We start from the raw sequence: 14853 nt of genomic DNA, 5'->3' as shown, positions 1-14853 counted from the left end.
GCTCCGCCGACGTGGCGGGGGTCAACAGTGTCGCCACGCTCACCGGCCCTCCCACTCTGTACAGGATGGCCCCGGCCGACGGCTCGGACCGGAGGCGGACCGACCATGCCGGAACAGTCGACATCCTGCCTTGACAACTATGACTGCCGATTGCTTCCGACGTATTGCCGTCACTTTTCTTCAACAACCTCGTGACCGAAAAGGGGCCTGCCACACCGAATCGACGGTACGGCAGGCCCCTTGACGTCTGAGCGTCGGATCAGCGCGGCGCTGGCGGACGCCGTGCGATGGCGCTGAGGAAGATGCTGCCGATCTCGCTCGGGTCCTTCGTGACGAAGACGTCGCCACCGGTCACCTTGGTGATCGACTCCAGCTCTGCCTTGCTGACGCCCTCGCCGATACCGATCATGATGACCTGGACCGGCCGCTCCGGGTCGGCGATCTGCTTGAGCTTGCCGAGCAGTTGCTGCTGGTTGAGGCCGTTGTCGTCCTCGTTCTTGCCGTCGGTGAACAGCACTATCGAGTTGACCCGGCCGGGCTGCCAGTTCTCCTGCACCGCCTGGTACGCCGCCAGCATGGTGTCGTAGAGGCCGGTGTCGCCGCTGGACGGCTTCACGGTGGCGAGCGCGCCCTCCAACTGGGCCCGCTGGCCGGAGAGTGGCCCGATCGGGACCAGCTCCCGGTAGTCCCGGTTGCCGACGAGCTTGGTGGAGAAGGTCCACAGGCCGATCGACCAGGAGTCGTCGAAGAGGCCGAGGCCGCGACGAGCCGCGTCGACGGTGACCTCCTCCCGGCTGCGGTTGTTGGCGCTGGGCACCGGGTCCTTCATCGAGCCGGAGACATCGATGACGGCGAGCATCCGACCGGACTGCGTGGCGATCGACCAACTGGAGACGACCCGCTGGATGGCGGCCGGGTCGAGGCCACCCGCCGCGGTGCCGCCGTTCGCCGGTGCGGTCGGCGCGCCGCCGGACGGGCTCGGAGCACCCTGCGGCGCCTTGAAACCCTCACCCCAGTTGCCGTCCGGCGCGCGCAGCGACTGCGCGGCGAGCCGGTTACGGAAGGTCGGGCTGGTGAGCAGCTCGAACAGCACCTTGGCCGCCGACGCCTTGCTCGGCTCGATGCCGGGCAGCACCGCGTACGGGTAGTCCAGCGGCATCGGCGCCGGCTCCATGTAGAGCGCGGCGAGCGGCACCGGCGGCTTCTTGCTGTTGTACGCGATCACGTCCTCTTCGGACAGGGCCGCCGCGCCGAGACCGCTGGCGATGGACGTCGAGTCGTTGGCGGTGGGGAAGCGGGCCAGCAGGTCGTTGCGGAGCGAGGACCGCCCGGTGGCCAGGGCGCGGAGCGCGCCGACCGTGTTGCGCTGGGCGTCGCCGCCGGCGCCGTTCGCGGCGGCGGTCAGCGAGAGCAGACCGGACAGACCCGCCGCGTCGCGGGTCGGCTCGACGATCCCGGTCCGCAGCGGCGCGCTGGTGTTGTTCACCTGCTTGAGCAGGTCGGTCCAGTTGAACTTCTTGTCCGGCCAGCCCAGCCGGGTGGCGATCGGCTCGGGCATCGCGACGACGATCGGGCTGCGCGCGATGGACTGACCGTTGGTCGGAGCGAACGCCGTCGCGTCCTTCTTCAACCGCAGCAGCCAGGTCGAGGAGTCGGGCACCCAGACGTCCGGGCTGACGGCGGTGCCACTGGCCTGCCCCACACCGGCCAGCACAGCACCGTGCTTGGCCGCCACCACGGCCGCCACGTCGACCGGGTCGGACGCGGACACGTCGACGCGGATGCAGGTCGGGCCCACCGCCGCGCCATCCTTGACCCACTGGGACGCGGCGGCGTCCACCGCTGGCGCGAGTTCGGAGGCGACCGCCACGGCGAGTCGGATCTCGCCCGAGCAGCTGGGCTGAATCAACTCCTGGTAGCCGAACCACGCGCCCGTCGTCACGACGAGCACCCCCGCCGTTGCGGCGGCGGCGGCTAGGTGGAGTTTCGAACGCATGCGATGGCGGCCTGCTGACACGGTGACCATCTTGCGTACTAGGTGCCGTCTCTGCCACATCCGTTCGGACTAAAGTTACGGAGGAGAAACAGTTGACCACTTTTTTGCAACACAGAGTGACGGGGCAGCCTCGCGGCGTTGCCAAATAAGTATCGCCCTCACATCTCTAAGTCATCGTTCAGGGCAGTACGCACGTCGGGCTCGGCACCGGCACCGGCTCGCCGACCGCCTCCAGGACACCGGTGTCGGCGTCGCGACGGAACACCCGCACCATGTCCGCCCGCTCGTCGGCGACGTAGAGGTGCTCCCCGATGAGGGCGAAGTGCCGGGGCCACTCCCCGCCGGTGTCCACTTCGGCCACCAGCTCGGGCAGCTCTCCAACCAGGGTGAAGACCGCCACGGTCCCCACCCCACGGTTGGCGACGTAGAGGAACCGGCCGTCCGGGGCGACAGCGACCTCCGACGGCTGGACGTGGCCGGCGCGCTCGCTCGCCTCGACCCGCCCGCGCTGGTGCAACGCGCCGTCGTCGGTCAACTCGTAGGCGGTGACCGAGGCGTCCAGCTCACCGACGAGGTAGCAGCGCCGTCCGTCGGGGTGCCGGGCCAGGTGCCGGGGGCCGCTGCCGGGCTTCGTGTGCATCCGGGGGCCACGCGGCACCAGTCGACCGGTCGCCTCATCCAGGTCGTACCGGTAGACCGAGTCGGTGCCGAGATCCACACCGAAGATCGGCCCGTGGCCCGCCCCGGGCGAGACCATGTGGGCGTGGGCGTGGTCCTGGCGCTCCGGGTCGGGGCCGTGCCCCTCGTGCACCACCAGGTCGGTGCGCTCGCCCGGCACGCCCTGCCTGTCGAGCGGGAAGACCGCGATGCTGCCGCCGCCGTAGTTGGCCGCCAGCAGGTGACTCCCGCCGGGCAGCACCGCCAGGTGGCAGGGCTCGGCCCCGCCGGTCGACCGACTGCCGAGCGGGTCCAGCGCGCCGTCCGCCCCGACCTGCCAGGCGCTGATCTCGCCGTCCGTCAGCTCGTTGACCGCGTAGAGCACCGGCTGGGTGGGGTGCCGCGCCAGGAAGGAGGGGGACGGGGTGAGGGCCACAGTGCCGAGCGAGGTCAGCGCCCCGGTCCTCGGGTCGCGACGAGCGGCGACGATGCCGCTGCCCCGCCCGCCGCTCTGCGCTGTGTAACCCCCGATGTGGACGACCTCACCACTACCGCTCACGCCCAACTCCTCTGCCGGCATCCTTCGTCGATCCAACCAGAGGCTGCCCGCGTTGCCCGTCCGTTAACCGGCTTTCCGGCAGGGATCTCAGGCCGCCGGCACCGGCTCGCCGCGCTGTCGGGCGACGTGCTCCACCAGAGAGATCAACACCATCTTTCCGGACTGCCGGTCCCGGGCGTCGCAGAGCACCATCGGCACGTCCGGGTCCAGGTCGAGCGCTCGGCGTACGGTCTCCAGGTTGAACCGGCGGGAGTCGTCGAAACAGTTCACGCCCACCACGAACGGGATTCCCCGCTGCTCGAAGTAGTCGATGGAGGGGAAGCAGTCGGCCAACCGTCGGGTGTCGGCGAGCACCACCGCGCCGAGCGCGCCGAAGGCCAGCTCGTCCCAGAGGAACCAGAACCGGTCCTGGCCCGGCGTGCCGAACAGGTAGACCTGAAGGTCGTCGTTGATGGTGATCCGGCCGAAGTCCATCGCCACGGTGGTGGTGGACTTGCCCTCCACGCCGGAGATGTCGTCGGTGCCGATCCCGGCACCGGTGAGCACCTCCTCGGTCTGCAACGGACGGACCTCGCTCAGGGCGCTCACCAATGTCGTCTTGCCAGCCCCGAAGCCTCCCGCGATGAGGATCTTCAGGGCCAGCGGGATGGTGGTGCTGGTGCCCACCTGGTCATAGCGCACGGAGTCCACTGACCACCGCCTTGAGGATGTCGTCGTCGGGAAGGATGCCGGCGGGCGGCGGCTCGTGCACCGCGACCAGGCCCTCGGCGAGGAGATCACCGAGCAGTACCCGGACCACGCCGACCGCGAGGTCCAGCTCGGCTGCGAGTTCGGCCACCGACACCGGCCGGTGGGCCAACGTGACCAACCGTCGATGCTCCGGCGGCAGATGCGACTGGCTCGTCGCGTCGACGTTCGAACCAGCCAGCACGAACGCGACAAGGTTGAAATCGTCGACGGCGGAGCGTACCCGGCCTCCGGTGAGCGTGTACGGGCGCATCACCGGGCCGGCTTCACCGTCCAGCCACTCGTGCTGCGGCCCGGGCGGCTCAGTCCGCATCTCCGGCACCCGCTGCCGATCGGGCCGGCGCGGCAAGGCTCTCCCCCACCCGGATCACCAGCATCGCCATCTCGTACGCGACCAGTCCGATGTCCGCGTCGGCGTCGCTCACCACCGCCAGGCAGGCGCCCTGCCCGGCGGCGGTGACGAAGAGGTAAGCCGCCTCCATCTCCACCACTGTCTGCCGGACCGGGCCGCCGTCCACGTGCCGGCTGGCGCCTCGGGCGAGGCTGGAGAAGCCGGCGGCGAGCGCACAGAGGTGCTCGGCGTCGGCGCGCTCCAGCTCGGCCGAGCAGCCGAGCAGCAGGCCGTCGGCGGAGAGCACCACCGCCTCGCGGGCGGCCGGTACCCGTTGCACCAGTTCGTCGAGCAACCAGTCCAGGCCGGCGCTCTGCTTCGTCGATTGCCGCACTAGGCGTCCCTCTCAGTCACGGTCGGGGGTTCGGGGGTCGTCGGCGGGTCGGTGGGGGCGGCCGGGCTGGTTGGCGCGGCCGGGGTGATGGGGGCGGCCGGGCCGGTTGGGGCGGCCGGGGTGATGGCGGTGGCGCGTCCGCGCGCCGTGCCGGCCTGGAGCGCCGCCATCACCTGACGGACCTCCTCGGGCGAGCGGGGCGACGGCGTGTCGGTGACTGTCGACCGGGGCTGGGCCGCCGCCGGGGTACGACGTCGCACCCGGCGGGGCAGGCCATCCAGCTCGTCGTCCGGCTCGTCGGGGGTCGCCGACCCCTCGTCGCGCCCGTTGGCCGGCGCGATGGCCGAGATCGGCGCTCCGCCGGGTGGGGCGGGCGGGGCTGTGCTGGCGGACGGGGCCGTCGGCGGGCGGGTACGGGGGCGGGTCACGGTGCCCCGGCGCGCCGTCCGGGCCAGCCGCCGGCTCGGGTCGGCAGACGCGGTACCGAGCGTGGCGGGGTCGGGGCCGGCCGGCGGCTCGGTGGTGACCAGGTCGCCGGGGATCAGCACCACGGCTGTCACACCACCCTCCCCGGATGGGCGCAACCCCACCCGTACGCCGTGCCGGGCCGCCAGCCGGGCCACCACGAACAGGCCGAGTCGGGCGCTCTGCGCCGGGTCGAACTCGGGCGAGCTGGCCAGTCGGGTGTTTGCGGTCTCCAGTGCCGCGTCGGACATGCCCAGCCCCTGATCGGTGATCTCCAGGGCGTACCCGTTGGCCACCTGCGCCCCGGTGACTGTGACCCGGGTGTCCGGCGGGGAGAAGGCGGTGGCGTTCTCGACCAGCTCGGCGAGCAGGTGGATGATGTCGCCGACCGACCGCCCCAGCACGCCGGCCGGCTGCACGGCCTTGACGTCCACCCGCTCGTACGCCTCGACCTCGGAGATCGCGCCGCGGATCAGGTCGACCATCGCCACCGGGTTCCGCCAACCCCGGCCGGGCGCGGAGCCGGCGAGGATGACCAGATCCTCGGCGTGCCGGCGCAGCCGGGTGGCCAGGTGGTCGACCTGGAACAGCTCAGCAAGCTCGTCCGGGTCCTCGCTACGCCGCTCCATCCGGTCCAGCAGGTGCAGCTGGCGGTGCACCAGGCTCTGGCTGCGGCGGGCGATGTTGAGGAAGACCTCGTTGAGCCCGCGACGCAGGGTGACCTCGTCCACCGCGGCCTGGACGGCGGTGCGCTGCACCTCGGTGAAGGCCCGCCCGACCTCGCCGATCTCGTCGTGGCCGTACTCCAGCGGCGGTGCCTCCCGGGCGACGTCGACCTGCTCGCCACGGCGCAGCCGGGCCACCACGTCGGGCAGCCGGTGCTCGGCCAGCTCCAGCGCGGCGGTGCGGACGCCGCTGAGCCGCCGGACCAGGGTGCGGCCGACCCGCAGCGCCACCAGCACCGAGACCACCACCGCGACGAGCCCGAGCACGCCGGCGGCGGCCAGCCGCACCAGGATCCGGACCGCCATCGGCACCGAACGGTCGGTCAGCGCGTCGGCCTCGGACAGTTCGAAGTCCCGCAACTGCTGCTGCACCGCGTCCTGGCTGGCCTGCCAGGCCGCCGCGTCGACCGTCGGCCGACCGGACCGGTTGGGTACGACAAGCGCGTCCTGCATGCTGCGCAGCCTGGTGAACGCCTCGCTCTCGGTCAGCCGTTGGTACGCGACCCGGCTGCTCTCGGGCAGGTCGGCCACGGCGCTCTCGGTGAGCCACCGTTGGTTGCCGATGGCCTGTACGAGTTGGGTGTGCTCCCCCTCGGCGAACCGTCCGGCGGTCAGCGCGCCGGCCAGCAGCGCGTCGCTCTGGCCGAGCAGCTCCCGGGAACGACCCAACGCGGTGAGCGCCAGGGCCTGCCGGTTGATGTCCGGGTCGGTCAGGGTCGCCATGCCGGCGAACGCCTGGAAGGCCGCGGCGACCATGCCGCTGTACAGGCCGATCGCGCCGGCCCGGTCCACCTTGCGCTCGTCGATGAACTTCCGCCCGTCGGGTAGCGCCGCCAGGGCGTTGACCAACTGGTCGACCCGCGTTTCCAGCAGGTCGTCAGCGGCGTCGCGCAGCGGTTCCCCGTCCACCCGGCGGCGCAGCTCGGCAACCGCCCGATCGGTGCGTCCGCGCTGCTCGGCGAGGGCGGGCAGCTCGGTACTGCCGGCGAGCTGCACCACCGAAAGTCGGCGCTCCCGTTGCAGCTCGGTGACCACTGTCTCGCCGGGGCGACCCAGGTCGTACAGCAGGGTGCGGGCGGAGAGCAGGTTCAGGGCGGGGCCGAAGGTCAACGTGGTCGCGAAGATCCACAGCGCCAGGAGCGCGGTCACCGGCGCTACGACCAACGCGGTCAGCTTCGAGCGGATCGGCCAGTCGCGGGTTTTCATCAGACCTCGCCCGTACAGGGTGGCAGGAGGGGTGCCGGCACCGCCGGGCACCGCGCCTGCCGGTTGCGCGCCCGGCCGCGTCGCCGGGCACCGGCGCGGGCGCCTTGGGCAGGATACGTAATCGGAGGCTGTTTCACTACCGCCCGTGTCGTCACCGCCCAAGCGCCTCTTCTGGGTTGAATCAGGTTTTGGCCGGTGGTAGTTGCGCCCCTCGTCAGGAAAGTGTCTCGGATCGGGATTGGCGATCACTGCGTGGAGGGAATAGCAGATGACGAAGGAGGAGCCCATGTCGCCCACGCAGATAGTCGTCATCGTGCTCGTCGTGCTGGTGATCGTCGCGGTGCTGGCCGTGGCCGCCCGCTCGCTCAACAACCGCCGGGCCCTGCGCAACCGGTTCGGACCGGAGTACGACCGGGTGGTGGCGGAACAGGACAGCCGGTCCGCCGCGGAGCGCGAACTGCGCGACCGGGAACGCCGGCATGCCGAGCTCACGCTCACCCCACTCACCCCGGAGTCCCGGGCCCGGTACGCCGCCGCCTGGGAGGAACTCCAGGTCCGCTTCATCGACTCCCCCGGCGAGACAGTGGGTGACGCTGACGAACTGGTCACCCGGCTCATCGAGGAGCAGGGCTACCCGACCGGTGACTTCTCCGACCAGATCGCCCACCTCTCCGTCGAGCACGCCCGCACCCTGACCAACTACCGGGACGCGCACGAGATCCATCTGCGCAACTCCCGTGGCGAGGCCAACACCGAGGAGCTGCGGCAGGCGGTCGTGCACTACCGCGCACTCTTCGCCGACCTGCTGGGCGAGGAGCCGGTCGGCCACCACACGCCCGAACAGCGCCACCACCCGGACCACGACGCCACGAGCCGCTGAGGAGGCCACCGATGCGCCAGGAAGAGCAGCAGGTGAGCAACGACCACCCGGAGGCAGTCCGGTCCGCGCCCGTGCCGGTACCCCCGGCCGGCGACCGGGCCGGCCGCTCCGACATCCCGGAGGACGCCCTCGACGACCGGGGCACCTTCGACGACCAGGCCGCCGACCACGAGCGGGCCGCCGACACCGACCGGGATGCCGCGTACGACAGGGCCGACGACGAGCTGGCCGACGACTCCGACCCGCGCCACCGGCGCGACGACCGGTCCACCGACGAGGGCGGTTTCCACGAGCCGGGGCCGCTGCCGACGACGTTCGGCGCGACCACTGTGGCCGACGCGGTGGCCGCCTCCGCGCTGGCCAGCCCGCGTCCGCAGGATCAGCCGGACCCCCGGGCCGAGCGGACCGCCCAGCCGGGCGACGGCGCCGAGGATGGTGAGCGGGAGGGTCTGCGCGCCGACCCGACAGCGGAGCTGCACCGTCGCGACGCGTACGTCGACGACAGCGCGGACGTCGACGACCGCACCGACCTCGACGACAGCACCGACGCTGACGCGTCCGCACGGACCGTCATCCCCCCGGGGAGCACTGACGGCGACCCCGAGCGGCGCGCCGATCTGACCGGCGACCGGGACGCCGCCGCGGCGGGCGCGGCCGGCTACGGCAGCGCGACCCCGGAGATGGTCGACCCGGACGCGGACGGCGAACCGGTCCCCAGCGACGACACCAGCCCCACGCTGGAGTCCGCCGGAACGTCCCGACCCGCCGGGTCGACAGTCGCGGCCGAGCCGGCCACGCTCCTCGACGCGGACACCGCGCAGGGCTTCCGGGACCGCTGGCGGGACGTGCAGCTGCGTTTCGTCGACGACCCGCAGGCGGCTGCCGGCGAGGCGCAGTCGCTGGTGCAGGAGGCCATTCAGGCCCTCTCCTCGGCGCTGGCCGCCCAGAAGAACACGCTGGGCGGGTGGCAGGACGCCGGCTCCGCGGACACCGAGCAACTGCGGATGGCGGTCCGCAACTACCGGGACTTCCTGGACCGCGTACTCGGTCGCTGAGTCCACCCGAGCAACACTGGCGCCCCGGCCGAAACGGCCGGGGCGCCAGCTTGCGTACCGGTCGTCGCCGAGCCCACCAGACCGCCCGAACGACCCGAACACGGCAGTCCCGACACCTTCGGGAGTGAAATCGCGCAGACGGGGTAATAGGGCGCGCGCGAACCAACCAGCGTGGACGTCGGGACGAGGGGTGACGGGATGGACGGCGACGGTCTTCGGCTCAACATGAACGGCCTGGACTACCTGATCCTGGCGCTGTACTTCGTCACGGTCCTCGGGGTCGGCTTCGCCGCGCGTCGGGCCATCCGGACCAGCGTCGACTTCTTCCTCTCCGGCCGCTCCCTGCCGGCCTGGGTGACCGGTCTCGCCTTCGTCTCGGCGAACCTGGGCGCGTTGGAGATCATCGGAATGGCCGCCAACGGGGCCCAGTACGGCGTCATGACGGTCCACTACTACTGGATCGGCGCGGTCCCGGCGATGGTCTTCCTGGGCATCGTGATGATGCCCTTCTACTACGGCTCCAAGGTCCGCAGCGTGCCGGAGTACCTGCGGCTGCGGTTCAACCGCCCCACCCACCTACTCAACGCGATCAGCTTCGCCGTCGCCCAGGTGCTGATCGCCGGCGTGAACCTGTACGCGCTGGCCCTCGTCATGCAGGCGCTGCTCGGCTGGCCGCTCTGGACGGCGATCGTGGTCGGCGCGGCGATCGTGCTGGCGTACATCACTATCGGCGGCCTGTCCGGGGCGATCTACAACGAGGTGCTCCAGTTCTTCGTCATTCTGGCCGGCCTCATCCCGGTCACTGTGATCGGCCTGGTCAAGGTCGGCGGGTGGAACGGCCTGATGGACGCGGTCGGCGACACCAAACTCGGCGAGGCCGGGCTGCACGCCTGGCAGGACACCGGCAGCACCGCGAACCCGTTGGGCGCGCACTGGATCGGCATCGTCTTCGGCCTCGGCTTCGTGCTGTCGTTCGGCTACTGGACGACGAACTTCGCCGAGGTGCAGCGGGCCCTCTCGGCCAAGAACATGAGCGCCGCCCGGCGTACGCCGATCATCGCCGCGTACCCGAAGCTGTTCATCCCCCTGGTCACTGTCATCCCTGGCCTGGTGGCCCTGGTCACCGTGAAGGGCCTCGGCGCGGAGAGCGGCGACCTGCAGTACAACAACGCCATCCCGCTGCTGATGCGCGACCTGCTCCCCAACGGCGTGCTCGGGGTGGCGGTCACCGGCCTGCTCGCCTCGTTCATGGCCGGCATGGCGGCCAACGTGAGCGGCTTCAACACCGTCTTCACCTACGACATCTGGCAGGCGTACATCCGCCGTGACCGGTCGGACGAGTACTACCTGCGGGTCGGCCGGTGGGCGACTGTCGCCGCCGTGGTGATCGGGATCGGCACCGCGTTCATCGCGGCCGGGTTCAGCAACATCATGAACTACATCCAGGCGCTCTTCTCCGTCTTCAACGCGCCGTTGTTCGCCACCTTCATCATCGGCATGTTCTGGAAGCGGATGAGCGCGCTGGCCGGCTTCTGGTCGCTGCTGCTGGGCACCCTGGTGTCGCTGAGCCTCTACCTGCTCTACAAGGGCGGGGTGATCGATTTCAACTCCGACCTGGAGGAGAGCTTCTGGGGCGCCGGTCTGGCGTTCGTCACGGCGGTGGTGGTCGCCGCGATCGTCACTCCACTCACCTCGCCCAAGCGGGACGAGGAGTTGCGCGGGTTGGTGTACGGCATGGGCGGCGTCGACCTGAAGGGCGACGTGCTCGCCGGGGACGCCGCCTGGTACCGCTCCCCGGTGCTGCTCGGTCTGATCGCGGTCGCGCTGGCCGCCCTGTTCTACATCCCGGTCTTCTAAGGAAAGGGGTCGGCAGATGAGCAACGATGGCCAGCCGGCACAGGACCCGCTGATCGACGAGGCGCAGGCGGAGCAGCGGCGCTCCGCCGCGGCCCGGCTGTTCGACATCCGCCGGGTGATCGGTGGCCTCTTCGTCGCGTACGGGGTCATCGTGACGCTGATCGGCATCTTCGACAGCCGGGCCGAGATCGACAAGGCCGAGGGCGTACGGATCAACCTGTGGGCTGGGCTGGCGATGCTCGTGTTCGGGCTGCTCATGCTGCTCTGGCAGTGGTGGCGCCCAGCGGAGGCCCCGGCCCCGAACGAGCAGCAGCCCGACGCCTGAACGCCTGACCGCACGGCATGAGCACGGCCCGGACCGACCGCCGGGCCGTGCGGCATGAGCGCGGCACGAAGGGGTACGTGGGGGAAATCAGGCACCGTGTCGGACACAGGAGGCAGCACCATGACCGATCGCGATCGCCAACCGCCGCTGGAGGACAGCCCCGAGGTCGCCTCGGCGGTGGACGATGACGCCACCGTGCCGCAGTTGCGGACCGGAGGTGGCCCGGACCGGGACACTCCGGGCTTCGCCGAACCCCGCAGCCGACCGGACGACCTCGCACCCGACACCGACGAACTGATCGGCGATCCGTACGCCGCCGGTACCGGGGCGACCGGGACGGGCACCGGCGCCGGCGGGGACAACATCCGCACCGGTGGCGAGCAGCAGTGGGAGCCGGAGGACCTGGTGATGGCCCGCGGGCAGGATCTGACACCGGAAAACCTGGAGAAGGCCCGCCGTGACCTGGCCGAGCAGGGCCGGGCGGCGATCGAACGCACAGTGCCCTGATCGGGGCAAGGGGGGGTCCCCGGCCCGACCTGTGACGGTCGAGCCGGGGACCCGGGGGGAACCTGCTGCCAACAGTGCCTCACCAACCACTGGCAGCGGGTTGGTGCGTGGGCTACCCGATCAGAGCGCCGGGTAGGCGTTGCGCATGAGCTCCTGGAACTGGGCGGAGAACCAGGCACCGGAGATCGGTGCGTCGGCCAGCGCTCCGGACGGGTTGTTGCCGTTGCGGGCGTTGCCGCCGTACGTCGGGTCGCACATCCGGTCGAAGCCCTTGCCCTCGTTGTTCGGGATCTCCTTGCTGGAGCCGTCCGACTCACCCGGCGGCTTCACCCAGACGTAGGCGTCGATACCCGTGGCCGGGTTCGCCCGCGGCCGCTCGCCGAGACCGGCACCGGCCTGGTTGCACCAGTTGCCGAGGTGGGCCCGGCGGTCGATGCGGCCTCCGTTGACGTACGTGTCCACGCTGGTCGTCGCGCCCGGGCCGGTGGGCCGGGCGGAGCCGCCCCAACCGTTGCGGGACGTGTCGATCAGCATGCCGATGTTGGAGTTGAAGCCCACCGAGACCAGCTGGTTGCGGAACGCCTGGGCGAAGGACAACTCGTCGACGTAGAAGTTCCAGTCGACCCACTTGGACTGCCGCACCGTCTGGCCGTTCACGTTGTCGGTGACCTTGAAGTACGGCTCCTGCAGCGCCGAGTAGTTCGCGGTGTTGGTGATGAACCCGTGCACGTTGTTGACAGTGCTACCGGAGGCGACCGCGGCGGTCTTCAGGATGTTGGAGGTCGGGACGAAGTTGGAGTCCCAACCGAGCCAGCCGTGGTGACCGGCGTCGATGTAGTTGTAGACGTTGCCGATCGCGCCCAGCTTGGCGAGGGCGTAGCCGACACCGTTGACGTACGCGCCGTTGGCCTTGACCGTGTCGCACATGACCGTGCCGCCGGCCTGATCGGACGTGTTGGTGACCAGGTTCGGCAGGGAGTCGATCTCGATGATGTTGATGATCCGCAGGCTGCTGTACTTCGACTCACCCTGGATCGCGGCGATCGGGTCGATGTACTGGGACTTGTACTTCGGCAGTTCGTCCGGGCCCAGCTCACCGTTGGAGGCGAGCGCCGAGCAGTCCCGGCCGGGCAGGTTGTAGATCACGAACTGGATGTAGCCAGCGCCCTGGCGCAGCGCCTCGTCCAGGTGGTCCCGCACCCCGAAGGCGCCGTTGGAGCTGCTGTCCGGCGTGCCGTTGATCGCGGCGATCCGGTCCAGCCAGACGGCGGTGGGGTTGTTGGAGACCCGGCTTCCGCCGGCCTCGGCGTCCGCCTTGGCCTTCCACTCCGGGTTCACATAACCGCGCACCCCTGCGTACGGGTTGTCGACCTTGACGCCGGGCGGCGGGTTGGTGGTGGGCGGCGGGTCGGTGGGCGGAGGCGTGGTGGGCGGCGGGTCGGTCGGCGGAGGCGTCGTCGGCGGAGGCGTGGTCGGCGGGGTGGTGCCCCCGTTGCAGACCACACCGTTCAGCGTGAACGAGGTCGGCTTCGGGTTGCTGCCGCTCCACGCGCCGTTGAAGCCGATGCTCGTCGACGCGCCGGTGGCCAGGGTGCCGTTGTAGGACATGCTCCGGGCGGTGACCTGGCTGCCGGACTGGGTGAACGTGGCCGACCAGCCCTGCTGCACCCGCTGGCTGGAGTTGGCGAAGGTCCAGCCCAGCGTCCAGCCGTTCAGCGGGTCGCCGACGTTCTTGATGGTGACGCTCGCGGTGAAACCGCCGGGCCAGTCGTTGCTCGTGTACGCGATGTCGCACTGCGTCGCGGCCTGCGCCGCGGTAACCGGAATCGTTACGAGCCCACCGGCGACCAGGGCACCCGCGCCGGCGAGCGCGAGGGCCCGGCGTGGGCCGGTTAGCCTTCTCCACACATTCATGCCACTGATCTCCTTGGGCGAGACCGGGCCCAGGTACGGCCCGGCGGGACGGCCCGATGGGCGTCCTGCACGGACGGCCGTCGGCGCCAACGGGATTCTTTGGGGGCGCCCGACCCGGACGGGCGATGGTGGTGGTGTTGCCCGGCCGATGCGTCGGCCGGTCGATCGGCGGCGGGTGCGTCGCCCGGTGAAACCGGGTGCCCTCGACTCCCCTGCCTGCACGGTGTGGCTCTCTGAACCGCGTTCGCCGATTCTTGCATGGGAGCGCTTCCATGGCAATGGCTCGATGCGTCGCCGGGAGTCGTTTCGGACGATACCTCCGAGTGCGCCCGACCGGCACGGGCCGCTCGGAGCCGCCGCTACCGGATGACCGGGGCGGGCCGGACACGGGCAGCGCGGAACACCGTGCCCCACCCACAGGCGCCCGGGGGACCTGACACGGCACTCAGCGCAGCGAAAGCCGCGTACCACCCCTTCACCTCTTACCTGGATCAAAGGTAAAACGCGAATCTTTCACTTCATAAGTCATGAAACGGTCTAACGTCGGTCTTAGCTCGGTTGTCGCCGAGCTCAGGACAACAGGGATGGAGTGACGCAGGTCATGGCTAAGAAGATGCTCGGGAAGGTCGTTGCGGGCGCCGCGCTCGGCGGCGCGTCGCTCCTGGTGTTCGCACCGGGGATCGCGTTCGCCGACGGCCACGACGACGGCAAGGTCTACGCCAAGCCGCACGTCGTCAAGGCTGGCGACGAGGTCAAGCTCCTCGAGATCTGCCCGGATCGGCAGGAGCACGCGTACGTGTGGTCCAAGGTCACCGGCAAGGTCAAGCTCAAGCCGGCGCACGAAGAACGGGGCGAGGACCGCGAGTGGCGCGAGGAGGAGAACTCCTCCGACCACGACAAGGGCAAGGACGAGCACGGCAAGGACGAGAACGGCAAGGACCACGAAGGCAAGGACGAGAACGGCAAGGACGACAAGGGCAAGGACCACGAAGGCAAGGACGAGAACGGCAAGGACGACAAGGGCAAGGACGAGCACAAGGACGAGAACGGCAAGGGTGGCCAGGGTGGCGGCGCTGCCGCCGACGCCTACGGCGACGAGGACAGCAAGGACTGGAAGGGCGAGGAGCACGGCCAGGACGCCGAAGAAGGCCGTGACAAGAAGGACTGGGACTCCAAGGACGAAGACAAGAAGGACTGGGAGTCCAAGGACGAGCACGGCTCGGAGTACGGCTCCG

At 70.5% G+C, this 14853-nt stretch carries 12 protein-coding genes and 1 pseudogene; 6 read left to right on the top strand and 7 right to left on the bottom strand.

Annotated elements, in window-relative coordinates:
* Positions 1 to 259: 259 nt before the first annotated feature.
* The 6 genes from AB0B98_RS30000 to AB0B98_RS29975 all read right to left on the bottom strand — a co-directional run bounded on the left by AB0B98_RS30000 (position 260) and on the right by AB0B98_RS29975 (position 7080).
* Positions 260 to 2017: a substrate-binding domain-containing protein gene (locus AB0B98_RS30000; RefSeq protein WP_238670482.1), complete on the bottom strand. Its 1758-nt coding sequence runs from the start codon at positions 2015 to 2017 to the stop codon at positions 260 to 262.
* 157 nt (positions 2018 to 2174) lie between these two features.
* A complete protein-coding gene (locus AB0B98_RS29995) occupies positions 2175 to 3212 on the bottom strand; it encodes a lactonase family protein (protein ID WP_357366927.1) in 1038 nt (345 codons plus the stop codon).
* Between the two features lie 87 nt (positions 3213 to 3299).
* Complete coding sequence (locus tag AB0B98_RS29990; RefSeq protein WP_091405745.1) at positions 3300 to 3902, bottom strand: ATP/GTP-binding protein; 603 nt, start codon at positions 3900 to 3902, stop codon at positions 3300 to 3302.
* Entirely contained in the window at positions 3883 to 4272 is a 390-nt protein-coding gene (locus tag AB0B98_RS29985; protein ID WP_357366925.1) for a DUF742 domain-containing protein, read from the bottom strand. The genes AB0B98_RS29990 and AB0B98_RS29985 overlap by 20 nt, the downstream gene beginning before the upstream one ends.
* Complete coding sequence (locus AB0B98_RS29980) at positions 4262 to 4684, bottom strand: roadblock/LC7 domain-containing protein (RefSeq protein WP_357366924.1); 423 nt, start codon at positions 4682 to 4684, stop codon at positions 4262 to 4264. The genes AB0B98_RS29985 and AB0B98_RS29980 overlap by 11 nt, the downstream gene beginning before the upstream one ends.
* The gene (locus tag AB0B98_RS29975) at positions 4684 to 7080 is read right to left on the bottom strand and encodes a nitrate- and nitrite sensing domain-containing protein (protein ID WP_357366922.1); all 2397 of its coding nucleotides are present in this window, start codon (positions 7078 to 7080) and stop codon (positions 4684 to 4686) included. The genes AB0B98_RS29980 and AB0B98_RS29975 overlap by 1 nt, the downstream gene beginning before the upstream one ends.
* Before the next feature lie 286 nt (positions 7081 to 7366).
* Between AB0B98_RS29975 and AB0B98_RS29970 the strand changes: the two genes are divergently transcribed.
* From AB0B98_RS29970 to AB0B98_RS29950, 5 genes are all read left to right on the top strand, one after another.
* On the top strand, positions 7367 to 7960 hold the full coding sequence (locus AB0B98_RS29970) for a hypothetical protein (protein WP_238670584.1): 594 nt from the start codon (positions 7367 to 7369) through the stop codon (positions 7958 to 7960).
* An 11-nt stretch (positions 7961 to 7971) separates the two neighbouring features.
* On the top strand, positions 7972 to 9015 hold the full coding sequence (locus tag AB0B98_RS29965) for a hypothetical protein (protein ID WP_357366920.1): 1044 nt from the start codon (positions 7972 to 7974) through the stop codon (positions 9013 to 9015).
* A gap of 198 nt (positions 9016 to 9213) precedes the next feature.
* On the top strand, positions 9214 to 10872 hold the full coding sequence (locus AB0B98_RS29960) for a sodium:solute symporter family protein (protein ID WP_238670490.1): 1659 nt from the start codon (positions 9214 to 9216) through the stop codon (positions 10870 to 10872).
* Between the two features lie 16 nt (positions 10873 to 10888).
* On the top strand, positions 10889 to 11197 hold the full coding sequence (locus AB0B98_RS29955; RefSeq protein ID WP_238670491.1) for a hypothetical protein: 309 nt from the start codon (positions 10889 to 10891) through the stop codon (positions 11195 to 11197).
* A gap of 120 nt (positions 11198 to 11317) precedes the next feature.
* Positions 11318 to 11704 (top strand): hypothetical protein, encoded by a 387-nt coding sequence (locus AB0B98_RS29950; protein ID WP_238670492.1) that lies wholly within the window; start codon positions 11318 to 11320, stop codon positions 11702 to 11704.
* Between the two features lie 120 nt (positions 11705 to 11824).
* On the opposite strand, the gene AB0B98_RS29945 is transcribed toward AB0B98_RS29950, so the two are convergent.
* Positions 11825 to 13618, bottom strand: a complete 1794-nt coding sequence (locus AB0B98_RS29945; RefSeq protein WP_357366917.1) for a glycoside hydrolase family 6 protein — start codon at positions 13616 to 13618, stop codon at positions 11825 to 11827.
* A 601-nt stretch (positions 13619 to 14219) separates the two neighbouring features.
* Here AB0B98_RS29945 and AB0B98_RS29940 point away from each other — a divergent pair.
* Positions 14220 to 14853: pseudogene (locus AB0B98_RS29940) on the top strand (hypothetical protein); the annotation flags it as partial.

It is taken from the genome of Micromonospora sp. NPDC048947 (genome assembly GCF_040649495.1).
Taxonomy (GTDB): Bacteria; Actinomycetota; Actinomycetes; order Mycobacteriales; family Micromonosporaceae; genus Micromonospora; species Micromonospora alfalfae.
This window is presented reverse-complemented; position numbering and strand designations above follow the sequence as displayed.

Bases quoted from the DNA above. Each gene is read 5' to 3' on its own strand.
- AB0B98_RS29985 (WP_357366925.1), bottom strand. From the start codon at position 4,272: ATGCGGACTGAGCCGCCCGGGCCGCAGCACGAGTGGCTGGACGGTGAA.
- AB0B98_RS29975 (WP_357366922.1), bottom strand. From the start codon at position 7,080: ATGAAAACCCGCGACTGGCCGATCCGCTCGAAGCTGACCGCGTTGGTC.
- AB0B98_RS29970 (WP_238670584.1), top strand. From the start codon at position 7,367: ATGTCGCCCACGCAGATAGTCGTCATCGTGCTCGTCGTGCTGGTGATC.
- AB0B98_RS29965 (WP_357366920.1), top strand. From the start codon at position 7,972: ATGCGCCAGGAAGAGCAGCAGGTGAGCAACGACCACCCGGAGGCAGTC.
- AB0B98_RS29960 (WP_238670490.1), top strand. From the start codon at position 9,214: ATGGACGGCGACGGTCTTCGGCTCAACATGAACGGCCTGGACTACCTG.
- AB0B98_RS29955 (WP_238670491.1), top strand. From the start codon at position 10,889: ATGAGCAACGATGGCCAGCCGGCACAGGACCCGCTGATCGACGAGGCG.
- AB0B98_RS29950 (WP_238670492.1), top strand. From the start codon at position 11,318: ATGACCGATCGCGATCGCCAACCGCCGCTGGAGGACAGCCCCGAGGTC.
- AB0B98_RS29945 (WP_357366917.1), bottom strand. From the start codon at position 13,618: ATGAATGTGTGGAGAAGGCTAACCGGCCCACGCCGGGCCCTCGCGCTC.